General features: G+C 69.0%; 25 protein-coding genes and 1 pseudogene. 15 read left to right on the top strand and 11 right to left on the bottom strand.

Annotated elements, in window-relative coordinates:
• Window positions 1-63: 63 nt before the first annotated feature.
• Entirely contained in the window at window positions 64-270 is a 207-nt protein-coding gene (locus ACN28G_RS03140) for a hypothetical protein (RefSeq protein ID WP_139135617.1), read from the top strand.
• 229 nt (window positions 271-499) lie between these two features.
• On the opposite strand, the gene ACN28G_RS03135 is transcribed toward ACN28G_RS03140, so the two are convergent.
• Window positions 500-802, bottom strand: a complete 303-nt coding sequence (locus ACN28G_RS03135; RefSeq protein WP_175440462.1) for a hypothetical protein — start codon at window positions 800-802, stop codon at window positions 500-502.
• Window positions 803-971: 169 nt separating this feature from the next.
• Between ACN28G_RS03135 and ACN28G_RS03130 the strand changes: the two genes are divergently transcribed.
• On the top strand, window positions 972-3,176 hold the full coding sequence (locus tag ACN28G_RS03130) for a HelD family protein (protein WP_421478375.1): 2,205 nt from the start codon (window positions 972-974) through the stop codon (window positions 3,174-3,176).
• Here the strand turns inward: ACN28G_RS03130 and ACN28G_RS03125 are convergent.
• Window positions 3,148-3,555 carry a hypothetical protein gene (locus ACN28G_RS03125; RefSeq protein WP_421478374.1) on the bottom strand — a complete coding sequence of 136 codons (408 nt, stop codon included), beginning with the start codon at window positions 3,553-3,555 and terminating at the stop codon, window positions 3,148-3,150. The genes ACN28G_RS03130 and ACN28G_RS03125 overlap by 29 nt on opposite strands.
• 15 nt (window positions 3,556-3,570) lie before the next feature.
• On the bottom strand, window positions 3,571-4,473 hold the full coding sequence (locus ACN28G_RS03120; RefSeq protein ID WP_421478373.1) for a ParA family protein: 903 nt from the start codon (window positions 4,471-4,473) through the stop codon (window positions 3,571-3,573).
• 101 nt (window positions 4,474-4,574) lie between these two features.
• Here ACN28G_RS03120 and ACN28G_RS03115 point away from each other — a divergent pair, with 101 nt between their 5' ends.
• Entirely contained in the window at window positions 4,575-5,543 is a 969-nt protein-coding gene (locus tag ACN28G_RS03115) for a hypothetical protein (RefSeq protein WP_421478372.1), read from the top strand.
• Here the strand turns inward: ACN28G_RS03115 and ACN28G_RS03110 are convergent.
• Window positions 5,502-6,185, bottom strand: coding sequence for an NADPH-dependent F420 reductase (locus ACN28G_RS03110; RefSeq protein WP_421478371.1), 684 nt, complete (start codon window positions 6,183-6,185; stop codon window positions 5,502-5,504). The genes ACN28G_RS03115 and ACN28G_RS03110 overlap by 42 nt on opposite strands.
• A 112-nt stretch (window positions 6,186-6,297) precedes the next feature.
• Between ACN28G_RS03110 and ACN28G_RS03105 the strand changes: the two genes are divergently transcribed.
• Window positions 6,298-6,651 carry a winged helix-turn-helix transcriptional regulator gene (locus ACN28G_RS03105; RefSeq protein ID WP_421478370.1) on the top strand — a complete coding sequence of 118 codons (354 nt, stop codon included), beginning with the start codon at window positions 6,298-6,300 and terminating at the stop codon, window positions 6,649-6,651.
• A gap of 121 nt (window positions 6,652-6,772) precedes the next feature.
• The gene (locus ACN28G_RS03100; protein WP_421478369.1) at window positions 6,773-7,210 is read left to right on the top strand and encodes a hypothetical protein; all 438 of its coding nucleotides are present in this window, start codon (window positions 6,773-6,775) and stop codon (window positions 7,208-7,210) included.
• A 255-nt stretch (window positions 7,211-7,465) separates the two neighbouring features.
• Here ACN28G_RS03100 and ACN28G_RS03095 read toward each other — a convergent pair whose 3' ends face one another.
• The gene (locus ACN28G_RS03095; RefSeq protein ID WP_421478368.1) at window positions 7,466-7,837 is read right to left on the bottom strand and encodes a hypothetical protein; all 372 of its coding nucleotides are present in this window, start codon (window positions 7,835-7,837) and stop codon (window positions 7,466-7,468) included.
• 321 nt (window positions 7,838-8,158) lie between these two features.
• On the opposite strand from ACN28G_RS03095, the gene ACN28G_RS03090 reads away from it, so the two are divergent.
• From ACN28G_RS03090 to ACN28G_RS03075, 4 genes are read left to right on the top strand one after another with little or no spacing between them, the layout of a single operon-like run.
• Window positions 8,159-8,422, top strand: a complete 264-nt coding sequence (locus ACN28G_RS03090; protein WP_421478367.1) for a hypothetical protein — start codon at window positions 8,159-8,161, stop codon at window positions 8,420-8,422.
• Between the two features lie 2 nt (window positions 8,423-8,424).
• Window positions 8,425-8,685 carry a hypothetical protein gene (locus ACN28G_RS03085; protein WP_421478366.1) on the top strand — a complete coding sequence of 87 codons (261 nt, stop codon included), beginning with the start codon at window positions 8,425-8,427 and terminating at the stop codon, window positions 8,683-8,685.
• Window positions 8,682-9,332: a hypothetical protein gene (locus ACN28G_RS03080; protein WP_421478365.1), complete on the top strand. Its 651-nt coding sequence runs from the start codon at window positions 8,682-8,684 to the stop codon at window positions 9,330-9,332. Before ACN28G_RS03085 ends, ACN28G_RS03080 begins: the two co-directional genes overlap by 4 nt.
• Before the next feature lies 1 nt (window position 9,333).
• Window positions 9,334-9,750, top strand: coding sequence for a hypothetical protein (locus ACN28G_RS03075; protein ID WP_421480852.1), 417 nt, complete (start codon window positions 9,334-9,336; stop codon window positions 9,748-9,750).
• Between the two features lie 30 nt (window positions 9,751-9,780).
• On the opposite strand, the gene ACN28G_RS03070 is transcribed toward ACN28G_RS03075, so the two are convergent.
• Both ACN28G_RS03070 and ACN28G_RS03065 read right to left on the bottom strand, forming a co-directional pair.
• On the bottom strand, window positions 9,781-10,335 hold the full coding sequence (locus ACN28G_RS03070) for a GCN5 family acetyltransferase (RefSeq protein WP_421478364.1): 555 nt from the start codon (window positions 10,333-10,335) through the stop codon (window positions 9,781-9,783).
• A complete protein-coding gene (locus tag ACN28G_RS03065) occupies window positions 10,332-11,123 on the bottom strand; it encodes a GntR family transcriptional regulator (RefSeq protein ID WP_421478363.1) in 792 nt (263 codons plus the stop codon). Before ACN28G_RS03065 ends, ACN28G_RS03070 begins: the two co-directional genes overlap by 4 nt.
• 131 nt (window positions 11,124-11,254) lie before the next feature.
• Between ACN28G_RS03065 and ACN28G_RS03060 the strand changes: the two genes are divergently transcribed.
• The 4 genes from ACN28G_RS03060 to ACN28G_RS03045 are packed head-to-tail and all read left to right on the top strand — an operon-like array spanning window position 11,255 to window position 13,850.
• Window positions 11,255-11,467 (top strand): hypothetical protein, encoded by a 213-nt coding sequence (locus tag ACN28G_RS03060; protein ID WP_421478362.1) that lies wholly within the window; start codon window positions 11,255-11,257, stop codon window positions 11,465-11,467.
• A gap of 49 nt (window positions 11,468-11,516) precedes the next feature.
• Entirely contained in the window at window positions 11,517-11,651 is a 135-nt protein-coding gene (locus ACN28G_RS03055; protein ID WP_421478361.1) for a hypothetical protein, read from the top strand.
• Window positions 11,648-12,793 (top strand): helix-turn-helix domain-containing protein, encoded by a 1,146-nt coding sequence (locus ACN28G_RS03050; protein WP_421478360.1) that lies wholly within the window; start codon window positions 11,648-11,650, stop codon window positions 12,791-12,793. The genes ACN28G_RS03055 and ACN28G_RS03050 overlap by 4 nt, the downstream gene beginning before the upstream one ends.
• Before the next feature lie 55 nt (window positions 12,794-12,848).
• Window positions 12,849-13,850 carry a helix-turn-helix domain-containing protein gene (locus tag ACN28G_RS03045; protein ID WP_421478359.1) on the top strand — a complete coding sequence of 334 codons (1,002 nt, stop codon included), beginning with the start codon at window positions 12,849-12,851 and terminating at the stop codon, window positions 13,848-13,850.
• A 116-nt stretch (window positions 13,851-13,966) separates the two neighbouring features.
• On the opposite strand, the pseudogene ACN28G_RS03040 reads toward ACN28G_RS03045, so the two are convergent.
• Together ACN28G_RS03040 and ACN28G_RS03035 are read right to left on the bottom strand one after the other, a co-directional pair.
• Window positions 13,967-15,230 (bottom strand): annotated as a pseudogene (locus tag ACN28G_RS03040) (IS256 family transposase).
• 100 nt (window positions 15,231-15,330) lie between these two features.
• Window positions 15,331-18,201: a restriction endonuclease gene (locus ACN28G_RS03035; protein ID WP_421478358.1), complete on the bottom strand. Its 2,871-nt coding sequence runs from the start codon at window positions 18,199-18,201 to the stop codon at window positions 15,331-15,333.
• 314 nt (window positions 18,202-18,515) lie between these two features.
• Between ACN28G_RS03035 and ACN28G_RS03030 the strand changes: the two genes are divergently transcribed.
• Entirely contained in the window at window positions 18,516-18,935 is a 420-nt protein-coding gene (locus ACN28G_RS03030) for an NUDIX domain-containing protein (protein ID WP_421480851.1), read from the top strand.
• Here the strand turns inward: ACN28G_RS03030 and ACN28G_RS03025 are convergent.
• On the bottom strand, window positions 18,932-19,465 hold the full coding sequence (locus tag ACN28G_RS03025; protein WP_421478357.1) for a hypothetical protein: 534 nt from the start codon (window positions 19,463-19,465) through the stop codon (window positions 18,932-18,934). The genes ACN28G_RS03030 and ACN28G_RS03025 overlap by 4 nt on opposite strands.
• A 282-nt stretch (window positions 19,466-19,747) precedes the next feature.
• Here ACN28G_RS03025 and ACN28G_RS03020 point away from each other — a divergent pair, with 282 nt between their 5' ends.
• Window positions 19,748-20,404, top strand: coding sequence for an HAD family hydrolase (locus ACN28G_RS03020; RefSeq protein ID WP_421478356.1), 657 nt, complete (start codon window positions 19,748-19,750; stop codon window positions 20,402-20,404).
• On the opposite strand, the gene ACN28G_RS03015 is transcribed toward ACN28G_RS03020, so the two are convergent.
• Entirely contained in the window at window positions 20,401-21,636 is a 1,236-nt protein-coding gene (locus ACN28G_RS03015) for an XRE family transcriptional regulator (protein ID WP_421478355.1), read from the bottom strand. The two genes, ACN28G_RS03020 and ACN28G_RS03015, sit on opposite strands and share 4 nt — an antisense overlap.
• Between the last annotated feature and the right edge of the window lie 406 nt (window positions 21,637-22,042).

Here is a 22,042-nt window from a genome sequence, read left to right as displayed (position 1 = left end):
AAGCAGCGATTGGCACACGGACGGTCAATCGGGCTTACGGTCGCTCACCCGGCGGAGGTCGACATGCGTTGGCTCGTAGTTCTGATCATCGGGGTCGTGGTCGTTGCAGCGGTCTCGCTGTGGCGTCGTTCGCAGCGCAAGGCAGCCCTCGACGAGGGCCAGATTCGTAACTTGCAGGCCTCCACCGAAGCCCGCAGACGACTCGACGAGCACCGGAACCCGAGCGATGGCAGCGCGGGAAGCGGTGCGGGTGGGGTCGGTGGAATCTGAGGCAGGTGAAGAACAGCGGCCAACCACCCTGGCACCAGCGAGCACCCGCCGAGCCACGGACGGAAACGGCAGATGCGGATGCCGTACTCGGCAAGCGGAGCTAGCAGGGCTCCCGCATCCGCCGCGCCCTGCTTCCGTGCGGTCAGGATCCGTACTGGCGCACCGGGATCCACATGGCGTACTGGTTCGTGCCCCGGATCGCCTCCGACGGTCGTATCCGGGACGGAGGTCACCAGGTCCGCATCGACACCTGGGGGTCGTTGTCATCGGCGACGCCGCCCACTGTGCCTCCCCCTACATCGACATGGGCGTCTCCGGTGGACTCGTCGGCGCCTACGTGCTGGCTGGTCAGGTCAACCGTCACCCCGACAATCTGCCGGCCGCGCTGGCCAACTACGACACCGGGCTTCGACCGTTCGTCGACGAGATCCAGGGCGGCGTGAATCCGAAGGTCCTGAGCCTGGGCATGCCGATGACGCAACTCGCGATCGACGCCTTGCTCACCGCCACTGCGGCGGCCACCGCCCTGCACCTCCCCGACCTCGCGGCGCGGTTCGCCAAGGAAGGACCGTGTCGGGGCCTGACATCTGCCGCAGAGGCCCGCTCACCGGCCCGGTCGGCGACTCGTCCGCGGTCGGATCCGGCCGGTACGGTGGGCCGGCCGAGTCCCGTCGGTCGGACCGGCACGAGGGGGGCGTTGCGTGTCCAGGGAAGCCGACATCGCCAGCGAGCAGGCGTACTTCGACGCGGCGGCGAAGCACCGGGACCGGCGGCGCGACGACCTGCGGCAGCTGCCGTCCGCCGCCGCCCACACCGGTGCCGCCGCCCACCTGCGCCGCTACGCCGAGACCGCCCGGCGGGCGTTGGGTTCGGCGGGCGAGGCGGTGGCGTTCGGCCGGGTCGACGCCGAGACGGGCGAGACCCGGTACGTCGGGCGGCACCTGATCCGGGACGCCGACGGCGGGGTGCTGGTGGTCAACTGGCACGCGCCGGCCGCCGCCGGCTGGTTCGAGGCCACGCCCGACAACCCCGCCGGAGTACGCCGCAAGCGGGCCTTCACCTGCACCGGCAACACCATCGAGGACATCACCGACACCATCATGGCCGAGATCGCCGAGGCGGTGGACGCGCAGCTGCTGGCCGAGCTGACCCGTGGTCGTACCGGCAGTATGCGGGACATCGTGGCCACCATCCAGGCCGCGCAGTTCGCGTTGATCCGTGCCCCGCGGGACCAGGTGCTGGTGATCGAGGGCGGCCCCGGCACCGGCAAGAGCGCGGTGGCGCTGCACCGGGTGTCGTGGCTGTTGTTCCAGCACCGGGCGGACATGTCGGCCGCCGATGTGCTGGTGGTCGGGCCGCACCCGACCTTCGTACGTTACATCGGCCAGGTGCTGCCGGCCCTCGGCGACGAGGGGGTGGAGCTGCGCGACGTGGGCCGGCTCGCCCCGGACGTGCCGCGTGGGCGTACCGAGCGGGATGCGGTCGCCCGGATCAAGGGTGCGGCCCGGATGGCCGGGCTGCTGGCCCGCGCGTTGGACGCCCGGATCGGCGCGCCGGACCCGGCGGAGCGGTTGCTGGTCGGCGGCCGGTTCGTCACCCTGCCCGGCGTCGAGGTGGCCGAGGCGCTCGCCGCGGCGCGGGCCGCCGCCCTGCCGTACACGGGTCGGCGGCAGCTGCTGCGGGACCGGCTCGCCGCCCTGGTGGCCGCCCGGACCGGCGTCGATCCGGCCGGCGCCGACGCGGTCGGTAACCTCGTCGAGCGGCTCTGGCCCCAGCAGAACCCGACCGGTTTCCTGCGTGACCTGCTGGGTTCCACCGCCCGGCTGCGTGCCGCCGCCGCTGACGAGTTCACCGCGGCGGAGGTGGCGGCGCTGCACCGGCGGGGCGCGGACCGGCTGTCCCGGGAGACCTGGTCGGCGGCGGATCTGCCACTGCTGGACGAGTTGGCGTACCTGATCGACGGGCCGGGCCGGCGGTACGCCCACCTGGTGGTGGACGAGGCGCAGGACCTCTCCCCGATGCAGTTGCGCGCGGTGGCCCGGCGCAGCGCCACCGGCTCCCTGACCGTGGTCGGCGACCTCGCCCAGTCCACCGGCAGCTGGGCCCGCGACTCGTGGGACGAGGTGCTCGCCCACCTGCCGACCGGGCACCCGGCCCGGATCACCCCGCTGCGGTACGGCTACCGCGTACCCCGGCAGGCGTACGCGACGGCGGTGCCGCTGTTGTCGGTGGCCGCGCCGGGTACGGCGCCGGTGGAGGTGGTCCGGGACGGGCCGGCGGAGACCGGCGTGCACCGGGTCGGCCTGGCCGAGCTGGCCGGCCGGGCGGTCACGGTGGCGCGGGAGCACGCCGAGGCCGGCCGGTTCGTCGGCGTCGTCTGCCCGCCCCGGCAGCGGCGACCGGTCGAGGCGGCGCTGGCCGCCAACGGGATGACCTGGAGCAGCGCCGACCGGGGCGAGCTGGGCGGCGCGGTCAACCTGATCAGTCCACAGGAGGCCAAGGGTCTGGAGTTCGACGCGGTGGTGGTGGTCGAGCCGGAGGAGATCGTGGCCAGTGACGAACGCGGCCACCGGCTGCTCTACGTCGCGCTTACCCGCACCACCGGGTACCTCGACATCGTCTGCACCGGCGACCCGGTGCCGTTGGACGCGCCGGCCCGGCCCCGGCCGCCGGTGGACGACGAGCCGGACGCGGCGTTCACCCGGCGGGAGGCGCACCGGCTGGCCGAACACCTGGCCGGTCAGCTGCGCGGCGCCGCACCGCCGGCGTTCTGGGACGACATCCTGACCCAGGTACGGTCCACCCTCCGGCCGACGGACCCGGCCAGCCCCGGACCGCCGACCGACCCGGCCAGCTCCGGCCGGCCGACGGACGGGGTCAGCTCCGGGCGGCCGGCGGACGGCTGATGGCGGCGGAGTCGAGCCGGCGGCCCACCGTCCACTGCAGGATGTCCTGCTCGATCTCGGCCTTCTTGGCCTTGCTGGGCACCGTGATGCCCAGCTCCCTGGCCAGGGCCCGCAGCTTCGCCACGGTGAGTTTCAGGTCCGCGAGGTAGCGTGCGCCGGCCGCCCGGTCGCCGATCGCCGCGAGGTCGGCGCGTACCCGGTCGGTGTCCACGCCGGGCGACGCCGCCGCGGCCGGGCGGGCGGCGGGCCGGGCCTTGTCGATGACGGCCAGTTTCGCCGTGCCGTCGGCCAGTGCGGCGAGCTGGTCGGCGGGGAGCGCGCGGACGAACTCCGCCACCCGCAGGAGTACGGCGTGGGCGAGGTCGGCGGGGTCGGACACCGGTGGCTCTCCTTCTCAGGCGCGGGTACGGGCCAGGAACTCGCTTGCCAGTTGCTGGAGTTCGTACTGCACCTTGTCGTTGGCGTTCGGCACGAGCACGGCGGGCAGGTGCCGTTCGCCGGCCGTACCGAACAGGGTCTTGTTCTCCCGGATGGTCTGCCGGAACACCGGGACCTCCAGGTTGTCGGTGAGCCGCAGGTAGTTGCGGGACGCGGAGATCGGCGCGCTGCCGGCGTACTGGATCATAGTGAACACCACGCCCAGGTACTGCGGGTCGATGGTCGGACCGGGGGTGGCCACCCGGTTGAAGTCGCTGACCAGCTCGGAGACCTTGCTGCGCAGGTAGTCGATGCCGAGCGTGGAGAGGTAGTCCGGCTTCGCCGGGGTCAGGATGTACTCGCTGGCCACGATGGCAGTCCGGGTGACCATGGTGAAGTTGGGCGCGCAGTCGATCAGGATGTCGTCGTACCCGGCGAACGCCTCGGTGGCGAGCGCGTCGGCGAGCGCCCGGTGCAGCGGCAGGAAGTGCGGGCTGCCGTGCTGGAACCGGGACCCGCCGAGCGCCGCGGCGAGGTCCAGGTCGACGTCGACGAGCTGCAGGTGGGAGGCGATCAGGTCGAGCCGGCCAGCGCCGGGCAGCAGCGCGTTGGCCGGTTCCGGGGTGAGCACGTACGGGTGCAGCGCGGCGGTGGGCTCGTCGGCCAGTACCGAGCCGAACCACTGCAGGACGGTCCTCTCGTACGCGAGTTCGGCCTCCCACTGGGCGGCCGGATAGAACGAGAAGGTGAGGCTGGCCTGCGGGTCAAGGTCGATCAGCAGCACCCGGCGGCCACGGGCGGCGAGTTCGGCGCCGAGGTTCGCGGTGATCGTGGTCTTGCCGACGCCGCCCTTGTAGTTGATCACGGACGTGATGCTCATGCCACTCCCCGCATCGAGCCATGATCGCAGAACGAACCGCCCTCCGCGAGCGGCGACAATGGACTTGTCATCGACGGGCATGATGGACGCGTGAAGCGGCTGTGGGGTTACGCCAGAGCCGCGCCCGGGGCGACGCCATCGCCGCCGCCGTCAGCCACGCCGTGCCGGGCACCGACGAGTGGGGCAGGGCGATGATCGCGAAATGCGCGTACGAGGTGAACATCAGCCGGTACGCCGCCGCGGTCCGCACCTCCCGCCAGCTGCGCGAATGGGTGGAGCGCGGCGCGGTCGACCCCCGCTTCGAGTGCGGTGCGCTCACCCACGAGGGAACGGCCCTGTTCACCTCCTTCCAGGACCTCGCGGAGGCCGAACGGCTCCTGCGGCGCGCCGTGACCTTCGCACCGGCCGCCGACACCGACGTACGGGTCGCCCGGTGGCTCGCGACCGCCTTCCACTACCTCGGCCGGATCGCCGAGGCGCGCGGCCGGGACGTCGACTGCCTGCACCACTACCTGCGCGGCCAGGAGTACCAGCAGCTCTGCCCGGAGGAGATCGAGGCCAACGCGTTCCTCCAACTGCGGCTCTCCGAACCGCTTGCCAACGCCCACCTGTTCGAGCTGGCGTACGACCACCTGCGTCGGGCCGAGAAGCTGGCGACGACGGGCGCGAACCGGGGCTCGGCGGCCGTCCAGGTCGAACTCGGCCACGCCACCCTGACGGCCAAGCAGGGTGGTCTCGCCGAGGCCGAACGCCAGGGGCTCGCGTCGCTGCGGCACTGCCGGACGATCCGGTTCCGCCGGGGCGAACTGCTCTGCCTGGGCTTCCTGTTCACGATCAGGTTCAAGCGCCGACACTACGTACGCGCCGCCTGGACGCTGGTGCGGATCATGCCGACGCTGCTCACCGGCGAGCTACGGCACAACAGCCTCTTCAAGCTCCGCTCGGGCATCCCGGTGCTCTTCCGGCTGGCCTTCCGACGGCTCTCCGGGGCCGACGAGTCAGGTGGCGGGGGGCCGGATGCCACCGCGCTAACCGGCTGCCCCTGCCCAGCGCACTCGGTCAGCCGCTGAGGACACGACCTGGTCGCCGTGGACGGCGACACCGGGGATCGCCGAGCGTGGGTCGACGGCGGCGAAGGCCAACGCGATGACGAACCCGGCGACCTCCTCCAACTGGCGTGCCCGGTCCAGTCCGCCGACCACGGCAGGAACGCCTCCGATATCGCGTACGAGTGAGCCGACGGTCTCCAGTGTGCCCGGATCGTCCCCACACATCACGACGGTCGCCGTCGGCGGCACGGGCGTCGTCCAGTGCGTCGAGGGGAGCAGGTGGAATGCCTTGACCACATGGGCGCCGGGGGCGAGGTCGGTGACGTGCTGCGCGATCGCACGTCCGGTGCCCGTACGCAGGACGCCGATGCCGTGGTCGACCGCGTTCGTCGGATCGATCAGCGGCTTTCCGGCAAGCGACCCATCGGGTGCGCCGACGGCCGTGAGGATGTCGGCGACGCCCGTCCAGTGCACGCAGAGCAGGACGGCGTCGGCGTCCACGGCGACCTCGGACAGCCGGCGGGCACGGGCACCGGAGGCCTTCGCCGCCAGGTGTGCGCGCTCGGGCGAGCGGCCGCCGATGTGGGTGTCATGTCCGGCTCGGGTCCAGGCGGTGGCGAGCGACGTGGCGAGGGCTCCGGTGCCGAGGATGGCGATTCGCATGGCGTCCGACCCTAGAGGTGCTGTTTCGCACCGGTCGGTACGTCGCGCACCACCCGGTGCACGTCGGCCGTGCCACGATGGCCGGATGTCCCGAGATGCCGACGACGCGGGCGTGGAGTTCGTGGCGGACTGCCGGCTGCGAATGGCCACGGACCTGTTCATCCATGGGTGGGATCCCGTGGTGCTGGCCGCTCTCGTCACCGGCCCCCACCGTCGCCGCGTGCTTCGGGCGACCATCGGTGGCATCAGCGACAAGGCTCTCACCGAGGCGCTCCACCGGCTGCACGACAACGGCCTGATCGAACGGAGGTCGTACGCCGAGTGGCCCCCTCGGGTCGACTACGCGCTGACGCTCCTCGGCCGTACCTTCACTGACGGGCCGATGCGCGCCCTCGCGGAATGGATCAACCGGTACGGTGACGAGCTCTTCGAGGCACAAGAACGGGCGGACCCGGCATCGAGCTGACGCTGGCCACGTCGGCCCGGCCCGGACGCCGAGCCGGAAGGGAATGGCCGGCGACGTACAGTCGCGGTGAGGGCGAAACGCCAGGCCGAGACTCCGGCACCGGTGTGAGGGAGGGGACAGGGTGTTCGGTTCGAAGAAGAAGATCAACGATATGATGGCGCAGCTCAGGCCCGACCTGAGTCGGGAGTCGCTCGGCGTCGGGCCCGACTTTCCGGGCGTCGCCCCGAACCCGCTCCTGAGCGGTGACGCACGGAAGCGCAATGCGGAACTGCGTACGGGGGCGCTTGCGCTCGGTGTTCTCGTCGACTGGCGGGAGGTGAACAGCAACCCTCGCGTGGTCCTGATGTTCGACGTGGAGACCGCCGACGGCATCTCGTTCCGCGGTATCGCAGACGAAGACCTCACGATCACCGAGCTCACCCGACTCGCCCCAGGACAGAGGTTGCCCGTGCGCTACCGGCCCGCCGTCATGGACCACTACGTCGCCCTTGCCCGGGACGCGGACCCGGCCCGTGTGCAGCAGCTCTCTGATGTAATCGCTAGCCGCAAGCGGGCCTGACCGAAGCCATTATTCACCTCGTCATGCGACGTCCTGCACGTCATGGCTCACGGCGGCCACAGCGTCACACCGTCGTTCACCAGCACGGACGGCACGGTCACCGTGTCCTTCGAGCAGCTCGGAGAAGTCGCGGCAGGACTGGGCAAAGGCATCTCGACCGGCGCCATCATCGCGGACGGCTGCAAGACCGGCACCGGTGCGTGGCAGAAGGCGGTCCGAGACTGCCTCCAAGGCGAGGTCACCTACGTAGGTACGTCATCCCTCATCGGCTGGCACGAGAGCGGCGTGTTCAGCTCCGCCTTCTACGGTGCCCTGTTCCGCAACCGTGGCCGCGACGTGAAACCTGCCGACCAGGCTCAAGACGCCGCCGCCCGAGCCATCGACGCATACGCCCTGCTGACCGACAAGAACTGCCCGTACAAGGTCACGACGCTGAAGCCGAGCCAGCGCGCTCGGACGCTGCTCGGCGTCTGGATCGTTGATCGATGTTCCGTTGGCCCGCAGACACCGATCCGTGGCACGGTACGACCGGTCGACGCCCCACACCAACGCCGGTGGGACCACCACGGCGGTGACGGCGGTGAAGGTCCAGCGCCGACTCTTCGGCAGTGGGGGCACGAAGGACATGACGGCTCGTGGCTCCCTATGTCACCGCATCAGTACGCTCCGACGCGCGATGCTACCGCTCGGTCGATACGTTGTGGGCCCGCAGGTAAGTCGTCGCTCCCTGGAATCAGCCGAGCCCGGCCCGGTCGAGCCGGGCGAGCAGGCTCGGCGTGCGCGCGTGCCGCTCCGCGACCGCCGCACTGAACATGCCGCTGGGACTACGCATCCGCATCCCCGGACGCTGGATAGGATGCGGAGAGGCATTCATGTTGGGTAGTGTCTGCCTCGCTACAGCGCGGCAGGCCCCCAGCACCCGCCGTGCAGTCGAAGCGGAGGGGCGGCATGGCAAGCATCGAGCAGGTCAAGGCCGAGCTGGCCCAGGCAGCCGAACAGAGCAACGCGACGACCAACCAGATCCGAGCCGCCATCGAGGGCACCGAGCAGGTGCTCTCCCGCCTGCGGGCAGTCGCCGCCGGCACCGGCCATCCCGCCATCTCGGAGGCGATCGGCCGGGCCGAGCAGAGCAAGCAGCAACTGATCGAGGCGGCCACCATCCTCCACGGCAGCGGCGAGGCCGCCCGGCAGTACATCAGCGTCCTCGGCTGACCGTGAGCATCGGCGAGGTCAAGGCCGCCCTTGCGGAAGCACATCGGATGCTCGACCAAGGAAAGATCACGATCGAGGGAATCGGCGCAGCACTGGAAGAAACCGCCGGGCTCGCGCTCGCCACTCTGCACGACAGCCGAAGGGCCGAGGCAGAGAGCGCTCGGCAGGCCCTCGCAGAAGCCGTCCGCGAGGTGGAGTCGACGCTCCGCACCGTCAACGCTGCGACTGAGAACATCTCCGCGTATGCCAAGGAGCTGGGATGAGCGGTTTGCTCGCCCAGGTTGTGGCGCAGCTCAGGACCGCCGTCGATCAGCTGGACGCGCTGGCCGTCCGGGCGGCTCACGCCGCAGGCGACATCACGCAGGGGCAGGACCGGATTGCCCAAGTCGGCTCAGGTAGCGGACACCCGGCACTCCGTGCGGCGCTGGGCCAGAGCCGCACCGCTGCTGACCAGGCCGGCACGGTCGGTCGGCTGGCCAGCTCGGCGGCAGGTCACCTCGCTCGGTATGCGAATGTGATAGCGCCGGGGTCGATCGGCGAGCCGGGCGAGTACACGATCCCCTCGGGGGAAGACGTCGTGTCAGAGTCGGAGAGCCGGGGCAGCAAGGCCGAAGCCTTCCTACGGCGACACGTGAAGAAGGCTGAGAGCACCGAAGGGAACCTGCAGGACGCCGAAAAGGCCGTGACCGCAGGGTTACGAGACCTTGCGCAGCAGGTCAAAGGTGGCCCCGGCAGTACCGCGACGTCCACCACGCAGCCCCACCCCGCCACGCCGGCTGATCGACCACAGTTGGATCATCCGGTCGCCTCCGTCATCATGGCCGCCGGAGCAGTCGTGGTGGGGCTGAGGGGCCTGTGGAACGTCACCAAGAGGACTCGTGAGAGGAGGCGTCATGGCGGTCAGCCCTGACATGGTTGCCTACATCCGGACGATGGTGAAGGGTGAGCACGCGGCCAACGACGAGATCGAGGCCCGTCTCGACAGCGAAGGCTGGGACGGCTTCGGCACATTCCTCGGCGCGGTCTTCTACTTCGCGGTGAACCGTCGCTTCCCTACCGGGGCCAGCCGCGACGAGGTGATCCGCTTCGTCGGTGAGATGCGGAGCACCTCGATCGGTGGGCCCGAGACCGACGCAGCCAGCGCAGAGAAGTTGGTCAGCGCAGCCCTCAATCCGAGCCTCGACACCGACATCGAGCCGATGTCGGCCGGCCGAATCCAGGGTCTGACCATCCTGCACACCCTCGGCGGCGGCGCGGTGACCGACGAGGATCTGGATGCCCTCCTTGGGGAAGCTGCCACCTTGGCCAACAGGCTGCGGCTTGCTTGACTTCGCCGAGTAGCCGCCGGGTGCAAGGTGTCACGTCATCTCAGTCTTGAGTAGTCCATCAAGGTAGGGCTGGGACGGTCGTTGGAAACACGCGCCCGAGACTCGTGACTCGACGGTGCGGACGTGGCGGAAGCCTTGGCGGCGGTAGTAGTCGTGTAGCCCGCGATTGGTGGTCCAGGCGTCCAGCCGCAGCCACGTCAGCCCGGCGTCGTACGCCCGGCCGCCTGCCCAGTTCAGCAGCTCACCGCCAAGGTTCTCACCGGCGTGGGCGAGCGGGATCATCATCTTCGCCACGTACAGCGCGTCCGCGGGGTCGTCCTCCGGGTACCACAACGCCTCGGGATCGCGGTCGGGTTTCCAGAGGCTGTCCACGTCGACGTACGCGGTCAGGGTGATGGTGGCGATCGGGTCGTTGCCCTCCCACACCAGCCAGGTCTGCCCGGCAGAGACGGTCGCCGCCACGGCGGCCCTGGGCAGCGGAATGGACCACTGTTCCTCGCCCCGATCGGCGAGCCAGGCCACGCGCTCGCGTCGCCACCTCATGATGACGTCGACATCCCCCAACCTGGCCGGAGTGATGATCATTCGGGAGCTTCCTCCGGGCGGAATTTGGCGATGACCCGGACGTCTCCGTGGGTGGTGACGATCTGGTTGCGGTCACCAGCGAAAACGTTGAGGGACACCCGGACCGGTCGTCGCTCGGTGTAGCCGGTGCGGACGTGCAGCAGGACCGTCGTACCCGCCTGCAGCCCGAGCAGGTCAATCTCGTCGGGCGTCGGCATCCGGGAGACGTACTCGTCGTAGTAGGCCGTCTGCTCGTGGCCTCGCTCGGCCAGGAGCTTGGTCGTTCCTTGGGGGATGTCCTTCGGCGAGAGCAACTCCCGGACCTCCTCCGCGAGGTCCATCGGGTAGTAGGTGTCCTGCAGCGAGGACGCTTGGCCGTTGACGTACCGGACGCATCGCCTCAGCACTGCGACCGAGTCGGGCTCGACGTGCAGGCGCTCGGCGAGGTCGGGCAGGAGCGACTGGATCGTCAGGGAGAACTTCTGTGACGCGTCGTAGCCCTGTGCGGCGACTTCCGATCGCCACGCGTCCGTCTCGGCCATCGGCTGGGCAGGCATCTCGGCGCGATGAGCGTGGAACGTCAGGGTGACCTTTCCTCGGACGATCATGCCACCACTGCGCCCCGGTACCCGGTGCACCAAGCCCTCGTTCACCAGCAGAGCGGTCGCGTCGCGGACCGTGTTCCGGGAGGCGCGGTACTGCTCCTGGAGTTGCGGTTCGGTCGGCAGCCGGTCGCCTTCCCGCAATGCCCCGGACACGATCTGATCTCGAAGCTCGCTTGCGATCTGCCGGTACCTCGGCTGAGCCACGTCGCCACCCTTCCCGATGTCGTACCAACCAATCTATCGAGGGTCCTTGACTACGTCCCGACCAACTGAAATGGTTGGTATAAATCCAACGTTACAGAGTGCTTCACCTCAACTACATCCAAGGACGTGGCATGGACGACGAAGCGGGCGAGCTAACCCGGGACATCGAGGTGGTCAACCGCGCTCTTGAGTCGAGCCGCGTTCACCTGGCCGCACTCGCTCGGGCGGAAGACGCGCGTGAGCTGCGCCAACCCACCCACTCACCGCTGCTCACGCTCGTCGAGCAGGCCGAGAAGGCAGCTACCCGGGTGACGAAGTACCTGCGGGCGAAGCCCCGCCCATGAACCGATCCTCCCCTCGTTCCAGAGAAGGGTGCTCATGGTGTCCGTGGTCGTGTCCGTTGTGTTCGGCGGGTTAGTGCCGGGGTTCCTGCTCGGGCTGCTCGCGTTCCGGGTGAAGGCACGCTGGTGCCCCCGCTGCGGGGAGTCCACCCAGGCCATGCCCGCACCCGGGGAGCGGGGCCGGTGACCCGGCCGGGCCTGTCCGACGCCTGTGACCTGCCGATCGGGCGGCAGCTGGCCCGCTGGCGGGTGCGTCGCGGGCTGACCCAGCAGATGCTGGCCGATCGTCTCGGCAAGTCCAAGAGCTGGGTCGACAAGGTCGAACGTGGTGTCCGCGCCCTCGACCGGTACTCCGTCATCCAGGAGATCGCCGAGGTCCTCCACCTCGACCCGGCGGTCCTCCTCGGCAACCGACGGCCGCCACCGACGACCGCACCGGGCCCCGACGGGGTCGACGGGGTCCGCGCCGCCCTGGTCCGCCACCACCACCAACCCCACAGCACCGTCCCACCGGAGCAGGTACGCCGGCACATCGGGCACGCCTGGCTGACCTACCAGCACGCCCACTACGCCCCACTCCTGCGCGCCCTGCCCGACCTGCTCGACGCCGCCCACGGCACCCCGAACCTGCTCGTACCCACCTACCGGATCACCGCCCACCTGCTGATCAAACTCGGCGAGGCCGACCTCGCCTGGCTCGCCGCCGACCGGGCCGCCGCCACCGCGACCGACCCCACCCTCACCGGCACCGCCACCGTCACCGTCGTCCAGGCCCTACGCGCCCTCGGCCGCGACCGCCTCGCCCTCACCGCCGCCCTCACCGCCGCCGACACCACCACCAACCCGCCGGTACGCGCAGCCCTCCTACTCCAGGCCGCCCTCGCCGCCGCCCGCACCGGCGACAACCACACCACCCACGACCTACTCGACCACGCCACCCACCTCGCCAACCAGCACCCCACCGAGCAGGATCCGCAGCACACCACCGTCAACCCCATCGCCGTACGACTGGCCCGGTCCCTCGCCGCCCACCACCTCGGCCAGCACACCCACGCCGTACACCTGCACCAGCAAGCCCTACGCCACGACGACTGGCCCCGGCTCCCCGCCGAACACCGCGCCGCCCACCTCCTCGACGCCGCCCACGCCTACCACCACACCGGCGACCACACCACCGCCGCACAAACCCTCACCGACGCCGACACCATCGCCCCCGCCGAGATCCGCCTCCGACCCCACGCCCGCACCCTCATCACCGAAATCACCCGCAACGGCCCACCAACAGCCGCCGTGACCCGCCTCGCCACCCTCATCGGACTCACCCGATGAACCCGCGCTCCCAGCGAACGCCGGACACCCCACCCCGAGAGGAACAGACCGCGACGTGACCACCGACCTGGGCTCCAGCGTGCCCCGACGACACCTCGGACACATCCTGCGAGAGCTACGCACCGAAGCCCGAATGACCCTCGACGGCGCCAGCCAGGCGATCGGCTGCAGCCGGCAGAAGATCTGGCAACTCGAAGCCGGCCTCCGCCCCGTCCGCCCCCTCGACGTCCGCACCCTCACCACCCTCTACACCGCCAACCCCGACCTGACCACCAACCTGACCACCCTCGCCACCGAAACCACAGCCCGCGGCTGGTGGCACGCCTACGACAACCCCGTCCCCGCCACCTTCACCCCGTACCCCAGCCTGGAAGCCACCGCCGCCCGAATCCGCACCTACCACGAATCCCTCATCCCCGGGCTCCTCCAGACCGCGGCCTACACCCGGGCCGCCCACCCCCACCGGCCCGACGACCCCGACGTACGCCGCCAACCCGCCGCACTGCTGACCCGACGGCTACCCCCACCACCACGACTGCACACGGTGCTCTCCGAAACGGTCCTGCTACGCCCCGCCGGCGGACCGGACATCATGGCCGCACAGCTGGCCCACCTACTCACCCTGGCCGAACTGCCCACCGTCACCCTCCAGGTCCTACCCCTGACCGCCGGGGCAACCGCCGCCACCCTCGCCGGACCCTTCACGATCCTCGACTTCGCCCCCGGCAACCGCACCACACCAGACCCCCCGATCATCCACCGCGAACTCCTCACCGGCGCCCTCTACCTCGACCGCCCCGACGAAAACACCGCCTACGAACACGTATGGACAAAACTCACCACACGCGCCCTCGACCCGGAAACCTCGACACACCTCATCGCCACCACCTCGACAGCAACCGATAGTCGCAGGCCGGTCCAGCTCGCCCGGTCCACTCCACCCTCCCCTGCCACATGGCCGGGGTCGCGAGGCACGACAGCATCATCGTCGCGACCGAGTCCCATGGCCGGACGAAGAATGTCCAGGCCGGCCGCGATCCGTTCCAACACCTCGTAGGCAGTGACGCCGGACGCCCTTGGCAATCTCCGCAGCACGGTTCGACGAGACACCGACAAGAGATCCTGGGGAGTGTGGCGATTTCCGTGTTTGGGCCTGTGGTGTGATCGAGGTTGTTAGATGGTGATCCGGTCGCTGTAGGCCAGGATCAGGGCGTTGAGGGCCTTGGCCCAACCGTAGACCCGGCCGGTGATGCTTCCGCCGCCCCGGCGTTTCTGCTGGACGACGAGGTAGAGGACCTTCATCGCGGCCTGCTCGGTGGGGAAGTGCCCGCGTCGGCGGGCGGCTTGCCGGAACCGGGCGTTCAGGGACTCGATGATGTTGGTGGTGTAGAGGACTTTGCGGACCTCGTGGTTGTAGTCCAGGAACGGCACGAACTGGGGCCAGGACTGGCGCCACAGCTTGATGACGGCCGGGTAGCGGTCGCCGAACTCGGCGGCGAACGCCTCGAACCGGGTCTCGGCGGCGGCCACCGTGGGCGCGGTGTAGATCTCCCGCAACGCGGGGGTGATCTTCTGCCAGTCCTTACGATTCGTGTACCGCAGGCTGGCTCTGACGAGGTGGACGACGCACTGCTGATGCACCGCGAGCGGCCACACCTGTTCGATCGCGTCGGTCATGCCCTTGAGTCCGTCGGAGCAGACCATGAACACGTCCTCGACGCCCCGGTTACGTAGTTCGGTGAGGTAGGCGGCCCACTGCTTGGCGCCCTCACCGCCGGTGCCGGCCCACATGCCGAGCACGTCGCGTTCCCCGTCGAGGCTGATGCCGACCACGACGTAGACGGGCCGGTTCGCGACCTGCCCCTGGCGGATCTTCATCACCAGGGCGTCGATGAACACCACCGGATAGATCCGGTCCAGGGGGCGTTGCCGCCACGCTTCCATGTCGGCCAGGACACTGTCGGTGACCCGGCTGATCAACTCCCGGGACACCTCGGCGTCATACACATCGGCGAGATGCGCGGAGATCTCCCCGGTCGTCAACCCTTTCGCATACAGCGACGCCGATCGCCTCGTTGAAGCCGTCAAGGCGGCGGGCGTGCTTCGGCACGATCCGCGGGGTGAACGACCCGGCCCGGTCCCGAGGGACCTGGATCCGCACCGGCCCGACCTCGGTCTGCACCGTCTTCACCCCGTGACCGTTACGGATGTTGACCCGCCGACCGGTCTCCTCGTCAACACCGACGTCGTCGAGGTGGGCGTCCAACTCGGCGTCGAGCGCTGATTCCAGGACGGTGCGGGTAATCCCGGCGAGGAGCCCACCCGATCCGACCAACGAGACTCCGTCGGCCTTGGCCCGCTCGACCAACTGCTGGGCGAACTCCCGCTCCGCCGCCGACGGCCCCGGAAGCTGAACCGGATTCTTCTTGTCTGCCATGACGTGGTCCTTCCTGGACAGGATCGACGTCCTGTCCAACGGACCACACCCAGGTCAAACACGAAAATCTACGCAGTTACCCTAACTGAACGGCATTGCATCAGAGCCGGCCATAGCGGTTACCTCCGTACATCCGCAGCGCGCGAGCGACGAGATGCCGACGGGTATGAAGGATGTTGAGCGGACAGATGCCGACGGCGTTTAGTTTGGGCAGGAAGCGGGGTCCCCAGCCGAGGTTGTCGGACTCTGGGAATAGTTCAGGGTTCGAACACCATGCGACGAGGTGGTAGCGGCCAGCCTCCAGCCGCGTGATCTCGACTCGGTCGAGGGCTTGCCAGGGGAACCAGGAGGTTCCGCTGCGGCTGTAGATTTGGATTCCGGCTTTGCCGATCTCCAGCCGGGTGGGATTGCTCGCCAGCTTACCGAACGCGATGGTCACAAATATGAGGAAGGCGTCGGTCAAGCCTAGGAGGAATTTGACGAGGGCAGGGATACCCGTAGCGGCGATCACGATAGCCAGGATGATGATCAGGAGTGAGTTGAGGGCAACGACCATCCAGTAGAGGCCACTGTGCGTGGCGAAGGTGGCGTATTCGGCCGGCGGGTTTGCCCGGTCGGGGCGCGACACCAACCAGTCGGTTCGTTCGGGGATCGGTCCGGGTGTTGGCTCCGCCTGCGGCTTCATCGTGTCGGTACTGGGTGCGGGCTGTTCCGCTGGAGGGGACGGCGGTTGCGCATGGTGGTGAACATGCGGTCGCCCGTCGTTGGCGACACGTCGAAGGTCCCAGACGGCGAACCAGAGGAGTCCGAGGAAGGGGACACCGAAACACACGTTGCCGATCACCGCGCTGCTGACGGTGTTCGGCTCCCATCCCCCGGTGGCGGTGACACCGATCGCGGCGACCTCACCAAGGCAGAACATGCTCGTCATCAGCCACAGGACACCGCGCCCCGTCCACTTCCAGATCGTCAGTCTGCGAGACCTCTTCGCAGCCGACCTAAGGCCGGCGATGGTCTGTAGGCCGGTAGGCAGACCTGGTCGTGGTGGCGGGGCCTGGATCCACTGCCTGAGCGTCACCGCGTCTGCGGGCACGATTCGACTGCGTACGGCATCCAGCCAGGTAGCCTTGGCGCCGTCTGCGAATCCAATGAGGTAGAAGGCGGAGGGTGCGATCTGCCCATGCGCCACCCCGGGCGGTGCGGCATACACCCCGAGGTGGAGAGCGAGGGGTGGTAGCCAGTCGGCGAGGACCTCCCCGGCACCGGCGCGTCCGGAGGCAATGCGGTCCCATTGGTCGCGCCACGGTCTCAACCAACTTGCGACCTCGAAGTTGCACGCCAAGAGACCTTCCAGCGCGTACAGGGGAAGTTCCTTAGCTGCAGTCAGGCCGTCGGCGTAGCCGCGGCGCTGGTCATCGAGCCGCTCTTCGGTCGATAGCCCTCCGTCGGCGCGGACACGGGTGATCGTCGCCGGGGGAGGCTCGGCGGGTAGCCGCGTTGTCGGCACGACGATCGCTCTCGCCGCCACTGCCGCCCTGGGCGCCGCAGGTGGAGTGACCACAACGGGAGGGACTTGAGCTCTGCTTCTGCCTGGCTCTGCCCGCCGCGCTGCGACCCTCAGCGAGGGATGCTCGTGGGCTGGGCGGCGGCCGAGGATGTCGACCTCGGCGACGCCGAGATGGCCTTCCTGGGTGAGGTGATGGCCGAGAACAAGGATGGAGTCTTCGGTGCGACGAACGACCACGCCGGGTAGTCCGATCCGATCGATCCGCCCCAGGAATTGCGGCTCTGGATCGTCCGTGTCGACCAGTGCCACTGTCAGGTCGTCCATGAGCATGACTACCGTGCGTCCGTCGACGGCTGTCAACGCACGTATGGTCCCGGCCAGCCCGGACAGGCGCCGCTCCACGGTGAACCGGGACGAGAGTACGAGGAGATCTCCGCCATTCGCGACCACCAGCCTCGTGCTGGTCAGCCAGGTTGCCGCTATCGCCGAGATGGGCAGTTGGTACCGCTTCTCGTCGCCTACCTGCGGCCCGACTTTGATCAGGTGAGCCGGTGCAGCCTCGGGTGATCCTCGATCGAGGCACCAGATCGATCCGTCAGGTCTCATCAGGAGATGGCTGTCGTTTGGCTTCGCTGACCCGCTGGACACCGTGGTCAGCTGTCCGGCCTTCCAACGCCCGATGCCGTTTCCTCTGGCCATGAAGACGCTGCCATCGGCTGCAGACAGTGAGCCGTTACTGCAGCCCGAGATGGGCACGGCCCAGTTGGCGCGCATGCCTGCCAGATCCACGGCGAGGATGCCCTGCCCGAGCGTGAGCAGCGGTGTGCGACTCCCCTGGACTCCGAGACCGACGTAACGAAGGTCGTACTGCGTGATGGGACCGATGGTGGTGACCCGGTCGTCGATCGGTCGCCCCGCAGGTTCGGTCGCCACCCTGGGCGTCGCCGTCGGGTGCTTGAGCAGTTCAGCGATCGGTGTATAGGCGCGGGCTTGGAACGATGCCGCGTCGGTGGCCAGGTCGAAGAGCTCCTGCGGTGACACGAACCCGCTGAGCATCGCCTCCCAGTGGGACTGGTCAAGCAACAGCACGTCAAGGCGTCGACCTCTATCGATCTCGGCTATCGCCTCGTCGGTGAAGCCCTTCATCGCCAGAAATACGCCGGTCACGCCCGCCATACGCTGCTCGACCCGCCGCTGGAGCTTCGCGATCGGGCCCGTGCCTGTTCTCCCCCGCTCCCACTTGGCCTCCAGGATGAAGCGCCGGCCGCCGTAGGCAAAGACAACATCCAACTCGCCGAGACTCCGTTGATCCGACTTTGCCCGCAGGCCAAAGGCGGACAGGAGCTCGGCGATCATCCCGTTGAACCGCTGGCCGCGCGCCTGCTGCGTCTGCCCGGAGCTCAGTTGGCGGAGTGCGGCGTACTCGGCAACAAGCTCGCGCCATTTAGTCGGGTCCTCAAGCACCGTTACATGCTGTCGCATCACGTTCACTGGTCAACAACCGCCCGGACAGAGATCCGGCCGGACAGGTTGAGCAGGGGTCCGGCTCACGCCGCCCGCATGTCGCTTCGAGTCATAGCTGAAACAGTCCTGGTGCCCCTTGATGAAGGCACCTGAGGGGTCTACCAGCTGTTGTCGGGCATCTTGCTCGTCATCGCACTCCTCGGCACGGTGATCGCCGCCGAGGAGTGCGCCCTGATGGTAGGCGGGTTTCCGGACGATCTCCAGGGTGGTGCGTAGGATGTCGCGGGCCCAGTCGACGAGGCGGCCGGCGAACCCTGAGTCGGCGAAGACGTGCCGGATCGGGGTCGCCACATAGGTGGCGAGTAGTCTGGGAACTCCCCGGCGGCACAGTGGAACCCGACGAGTTCCCGGCCGGCGCGTGCAACCGCGAGATCAGCGAAGAACTCGACCTGTCCGTACCTACCGGAGCGCTGCTCTGCGTCGACTGGGTACCGGCCAACCCACCCTGGGACGGTGGACTCATGTTCCTGTTCGACGGCGGAACACTTACCGCGCAGCAGATCACGACGATCCGACTGGACCCGAACGAACTCGACCACTTCGAGTTCGTCGGCCCAGCCCACCTCGACCAGATGCTGATCCCCCGCATGGCCCGCCGCGTCACCGCCGCCCTCGCCGCCATCGGACACGGCGGCGTCTACCTCGAAGACGGCACCCCAGTCCCAAACCGTTAGACGGCGGGCACCACACGCGACACGAGACGGGTGGGCCTGAGCCGCTCACCGCCAGCCACTGCGGGGACCGCATCGACCACCGCCGTCGGTTCGATAAGCACTTCGACCGGCCCCGCCACAACCGCCACACGTCCGTCCGGACCGTCGTCACGCACCACCCTGACCTGTGCCGCCTCGACGGTCAGAATCACCCGCACCGTCACCACACCACCAGAAACGACCACCGGACCGTCCTGCTCGATCCGCCCCGCTACTGCACCACGAGCGTCAGCGTGAGCAGGAGCAACCTCGGCCGGTGGCACCGAGTGCGACTCGAGGTCTCCCCGATGTCTGCGGATGATGAAGAAGCCGAGGTCGGCGTTACTGGCCTTACCCAACACCTGCCGCAACGCCGTGCGATAGGGCTCCACCGGCCACCGATGATCACCACGCTCCAACTTCCCGACGTACCGGGCACCCACCGCGACACGACACCCCGCATGCGCGAACGCATACGCGTTGACCGCATCCGCCAACTCCTGCCGAGACATCGGCCGCCCAGAACCCGACGGGGACACACGCGCCAACCGCGCCGCACGCAACAGGTTGTTCGGCCTACGCCGATAGACCACGATCTCGAATCCGTTTCTGATCAGTGAAGGAGCCACGTACCAGCCGCGCTGCTGACGTCCTTCGACGTCACTTCGGCCGGACGGTGATGCCGAGGTGGGTGACAGCGAGGTTCAGTCGGCAGCACTGCGGACCACCTCTCGCGTCGGGCCCGCCTCGGGGCGCGTGTTGATCCAGTGGAGAACGGCAGGCACAATCGCCGGATGATCGCGAGCGTGTTCTTCGATGTGGGCGAGACGATCGTCGACGAGTCCCGGGAGTACGGCACCTGGGCGGACTGGCTCGGGGTACCACGCCACACCTTCTCCGCGGTCTTCGGGGCGGTCATCGCTCGGGGCCTCGACTACCGGGAGACGTTCCAGGTCTTCCGGCCCGGCTTCGACCTGACCGAGGAACGCGAGCGCCGGACCGCAGCGGGGCAGCCGGAGTCCTTCACCGAGGAGGACCTCTACCCGGACGCCCGGCCATGCCTGGCCGCGCTGCGCGACTCAGGGCTACGCGTCGGCCTGGCCGGCAACCAGACCGCACGGGCGGAAACCATCCTGCGTGCCCTCGACCTGCCGGTCGACGTGATCGGCACCTCCGACGGCTGGGGAGTGGAGAAACCCATCACCGCGTTCTTCGACCGGATGGTCACCGAAGCGGGATGCCCGGCCGATCAGGTGCTCTACGTCGGGGACCGGTTGGACAACGACATCCGACCCGCCCAGGCGGCCGGAATCCCGACCGCCCTGATCCGCCGCGGACCCTGGGGCCACATCCTAGCCGACAAGACGGCCAGCGACCGCTGCCTCTTCCACCTCGACTCACTGACCGACCTGCCTCACCTCATCCGCGCACACAACGAGTCGGCACGCTAACCACCGGGCAGCGCCGCCCGACTGGCGGTCAGAGCAGCGAGACGCTCGTCCAGCACGACACCGTGGCGACTGTCGCCGAGCACGGGACGGACGTCCCGTACCCGGTCGAGGCCGACGCCGTACCAGTCGGTGTGCAGGGCGTCCACGGCCTGGTTGAGGTAGTCGGCTGCCTGGTCGCCGTCGCGAGCGTGGGCGGTGGCGAGGTCGGCGAGTACGACGCTGCGCTGCTTCCCGCCAGTGGGGGTAAGCGCGGCGAGCGCCTGGGTGAGATGGCCGGCCGCTGCGCTGTGGTCACCACTGACGAGGGCGGCGTACCCACCGAACGAGTGCAGACGGCCGGAGTCGTAGAAGTCGAGCCATTCGGGCGGGGTGCCGTCACCGTGGAGAGCACCTGCGGCGAGGTCGACGTGGCGACGGCTGGCAGCTGGGGCTCCGGCCCGGGCCTCCACCTCGGAGGCGACGCAGTGCAACCATGACCGGACCATGGGGCTGACGCCGTGCCAGGTGTGCTGCAGGGCCGCGTCGATCAGCGGTCGGGCGTTCGCCGGCTGGTGGCCGAAGGCGGGGACGAAGGCCATGTGGCCGAGAACAGCAGCAGCCAAGGCGTGATCACCGGCCTCGCGAGTGGCAGCGAGGGCGACGTCGTAGCAGCGTTCGGCGATGGCGGGACGGCTGAGGTCGAAGAAGGCGAGCCGGGCGGTGAGCAGCGCGGACTCCGCGAGGGCGGAGGCCAGAATGGTCCGGCTGGTACCGGTGGCAGCCCGCAGGAGCCCGACGCCGAGCTGGGTGTGCGCGTAGGCGGCCTCGTACAGCGGCCGGGCCGGGCTGGTCCAGTACAGCTCACGCTGGCAGCGCACGATCTGCCGGTACGAGTCGGGGTCGACGGCCTTGCCGTCGGCGTGTGCGGCTTCGGGATCAAGGGACAGCAAGGGCGCGACCAAGGGCAGCATGCTGGCCCCGACGAGTGCGCGCAGCACGGACGCGCGGTCCCAACCGTTGCCGCTGTCCTCTCCAGTCATCATGTTCCACAACCTCCTGAACTCGTGCAGGGTCTCCGCCTCCGGGCGGACGGCCAGTTCGTCGGCGGTGAGTAGACCGAGGTCGCTGGCCGGCATGCCGAAGATCGAGACCAGATGCTTGCGGTACCGCGGGTCGGGCCAGCGCTCGCCGATCTCCCAACGCCGGACGGTGTTGGCGTTGAGCCCGGTGTCTCTTTCACCGGCGCGGCTCATCTCGGTGCGGACGCGATCCGTGACCTCCTCGTAGGACCAACCGCGTTGGAGTCTCTCCCACGCTAGCCGCCGGTTCGAGGGGTAGCGCCGTCCCACCATCGCGCACCTCCGCACATCATCTGCTGACATCGATCACGCTAGCCAGTCCGGCTACGGGTCGTCACCACCTGGTTGCGATTGGACGGGCAGCGGACGGTACCGGTCAGCCGCTTCGGACGGTTCGCTAGTGCCAGACATCGAGGCTGCCTGATCCAGGCGTCGATGATCGTAATACTCCCGTCAACGGCATGAGGTTCATGGTGGATACATCACCCAGCCCCGACCACGCGTCGCCCCTACCGGGCCCGATCACCACGACGGCAGGCGGCTTCGGTACCGGGATCTCGAATCCAGAAAGGCGTACGGC

This window comes from Micromonospora sp. WMMA1923 (assembly GCF_049179195.1).
GTDB classification, from domain to species: Bacteria; Actinomycetota; Actinomycetes; order Mycobacteriales; family Micromonosporaceae; genus Micromonospora; species Micromonospora yangpuensis.
Note: the sequence above shows the minus strand (reverse complement) of the source record. Positions and strands in the feature narration are given on the sequence as shown.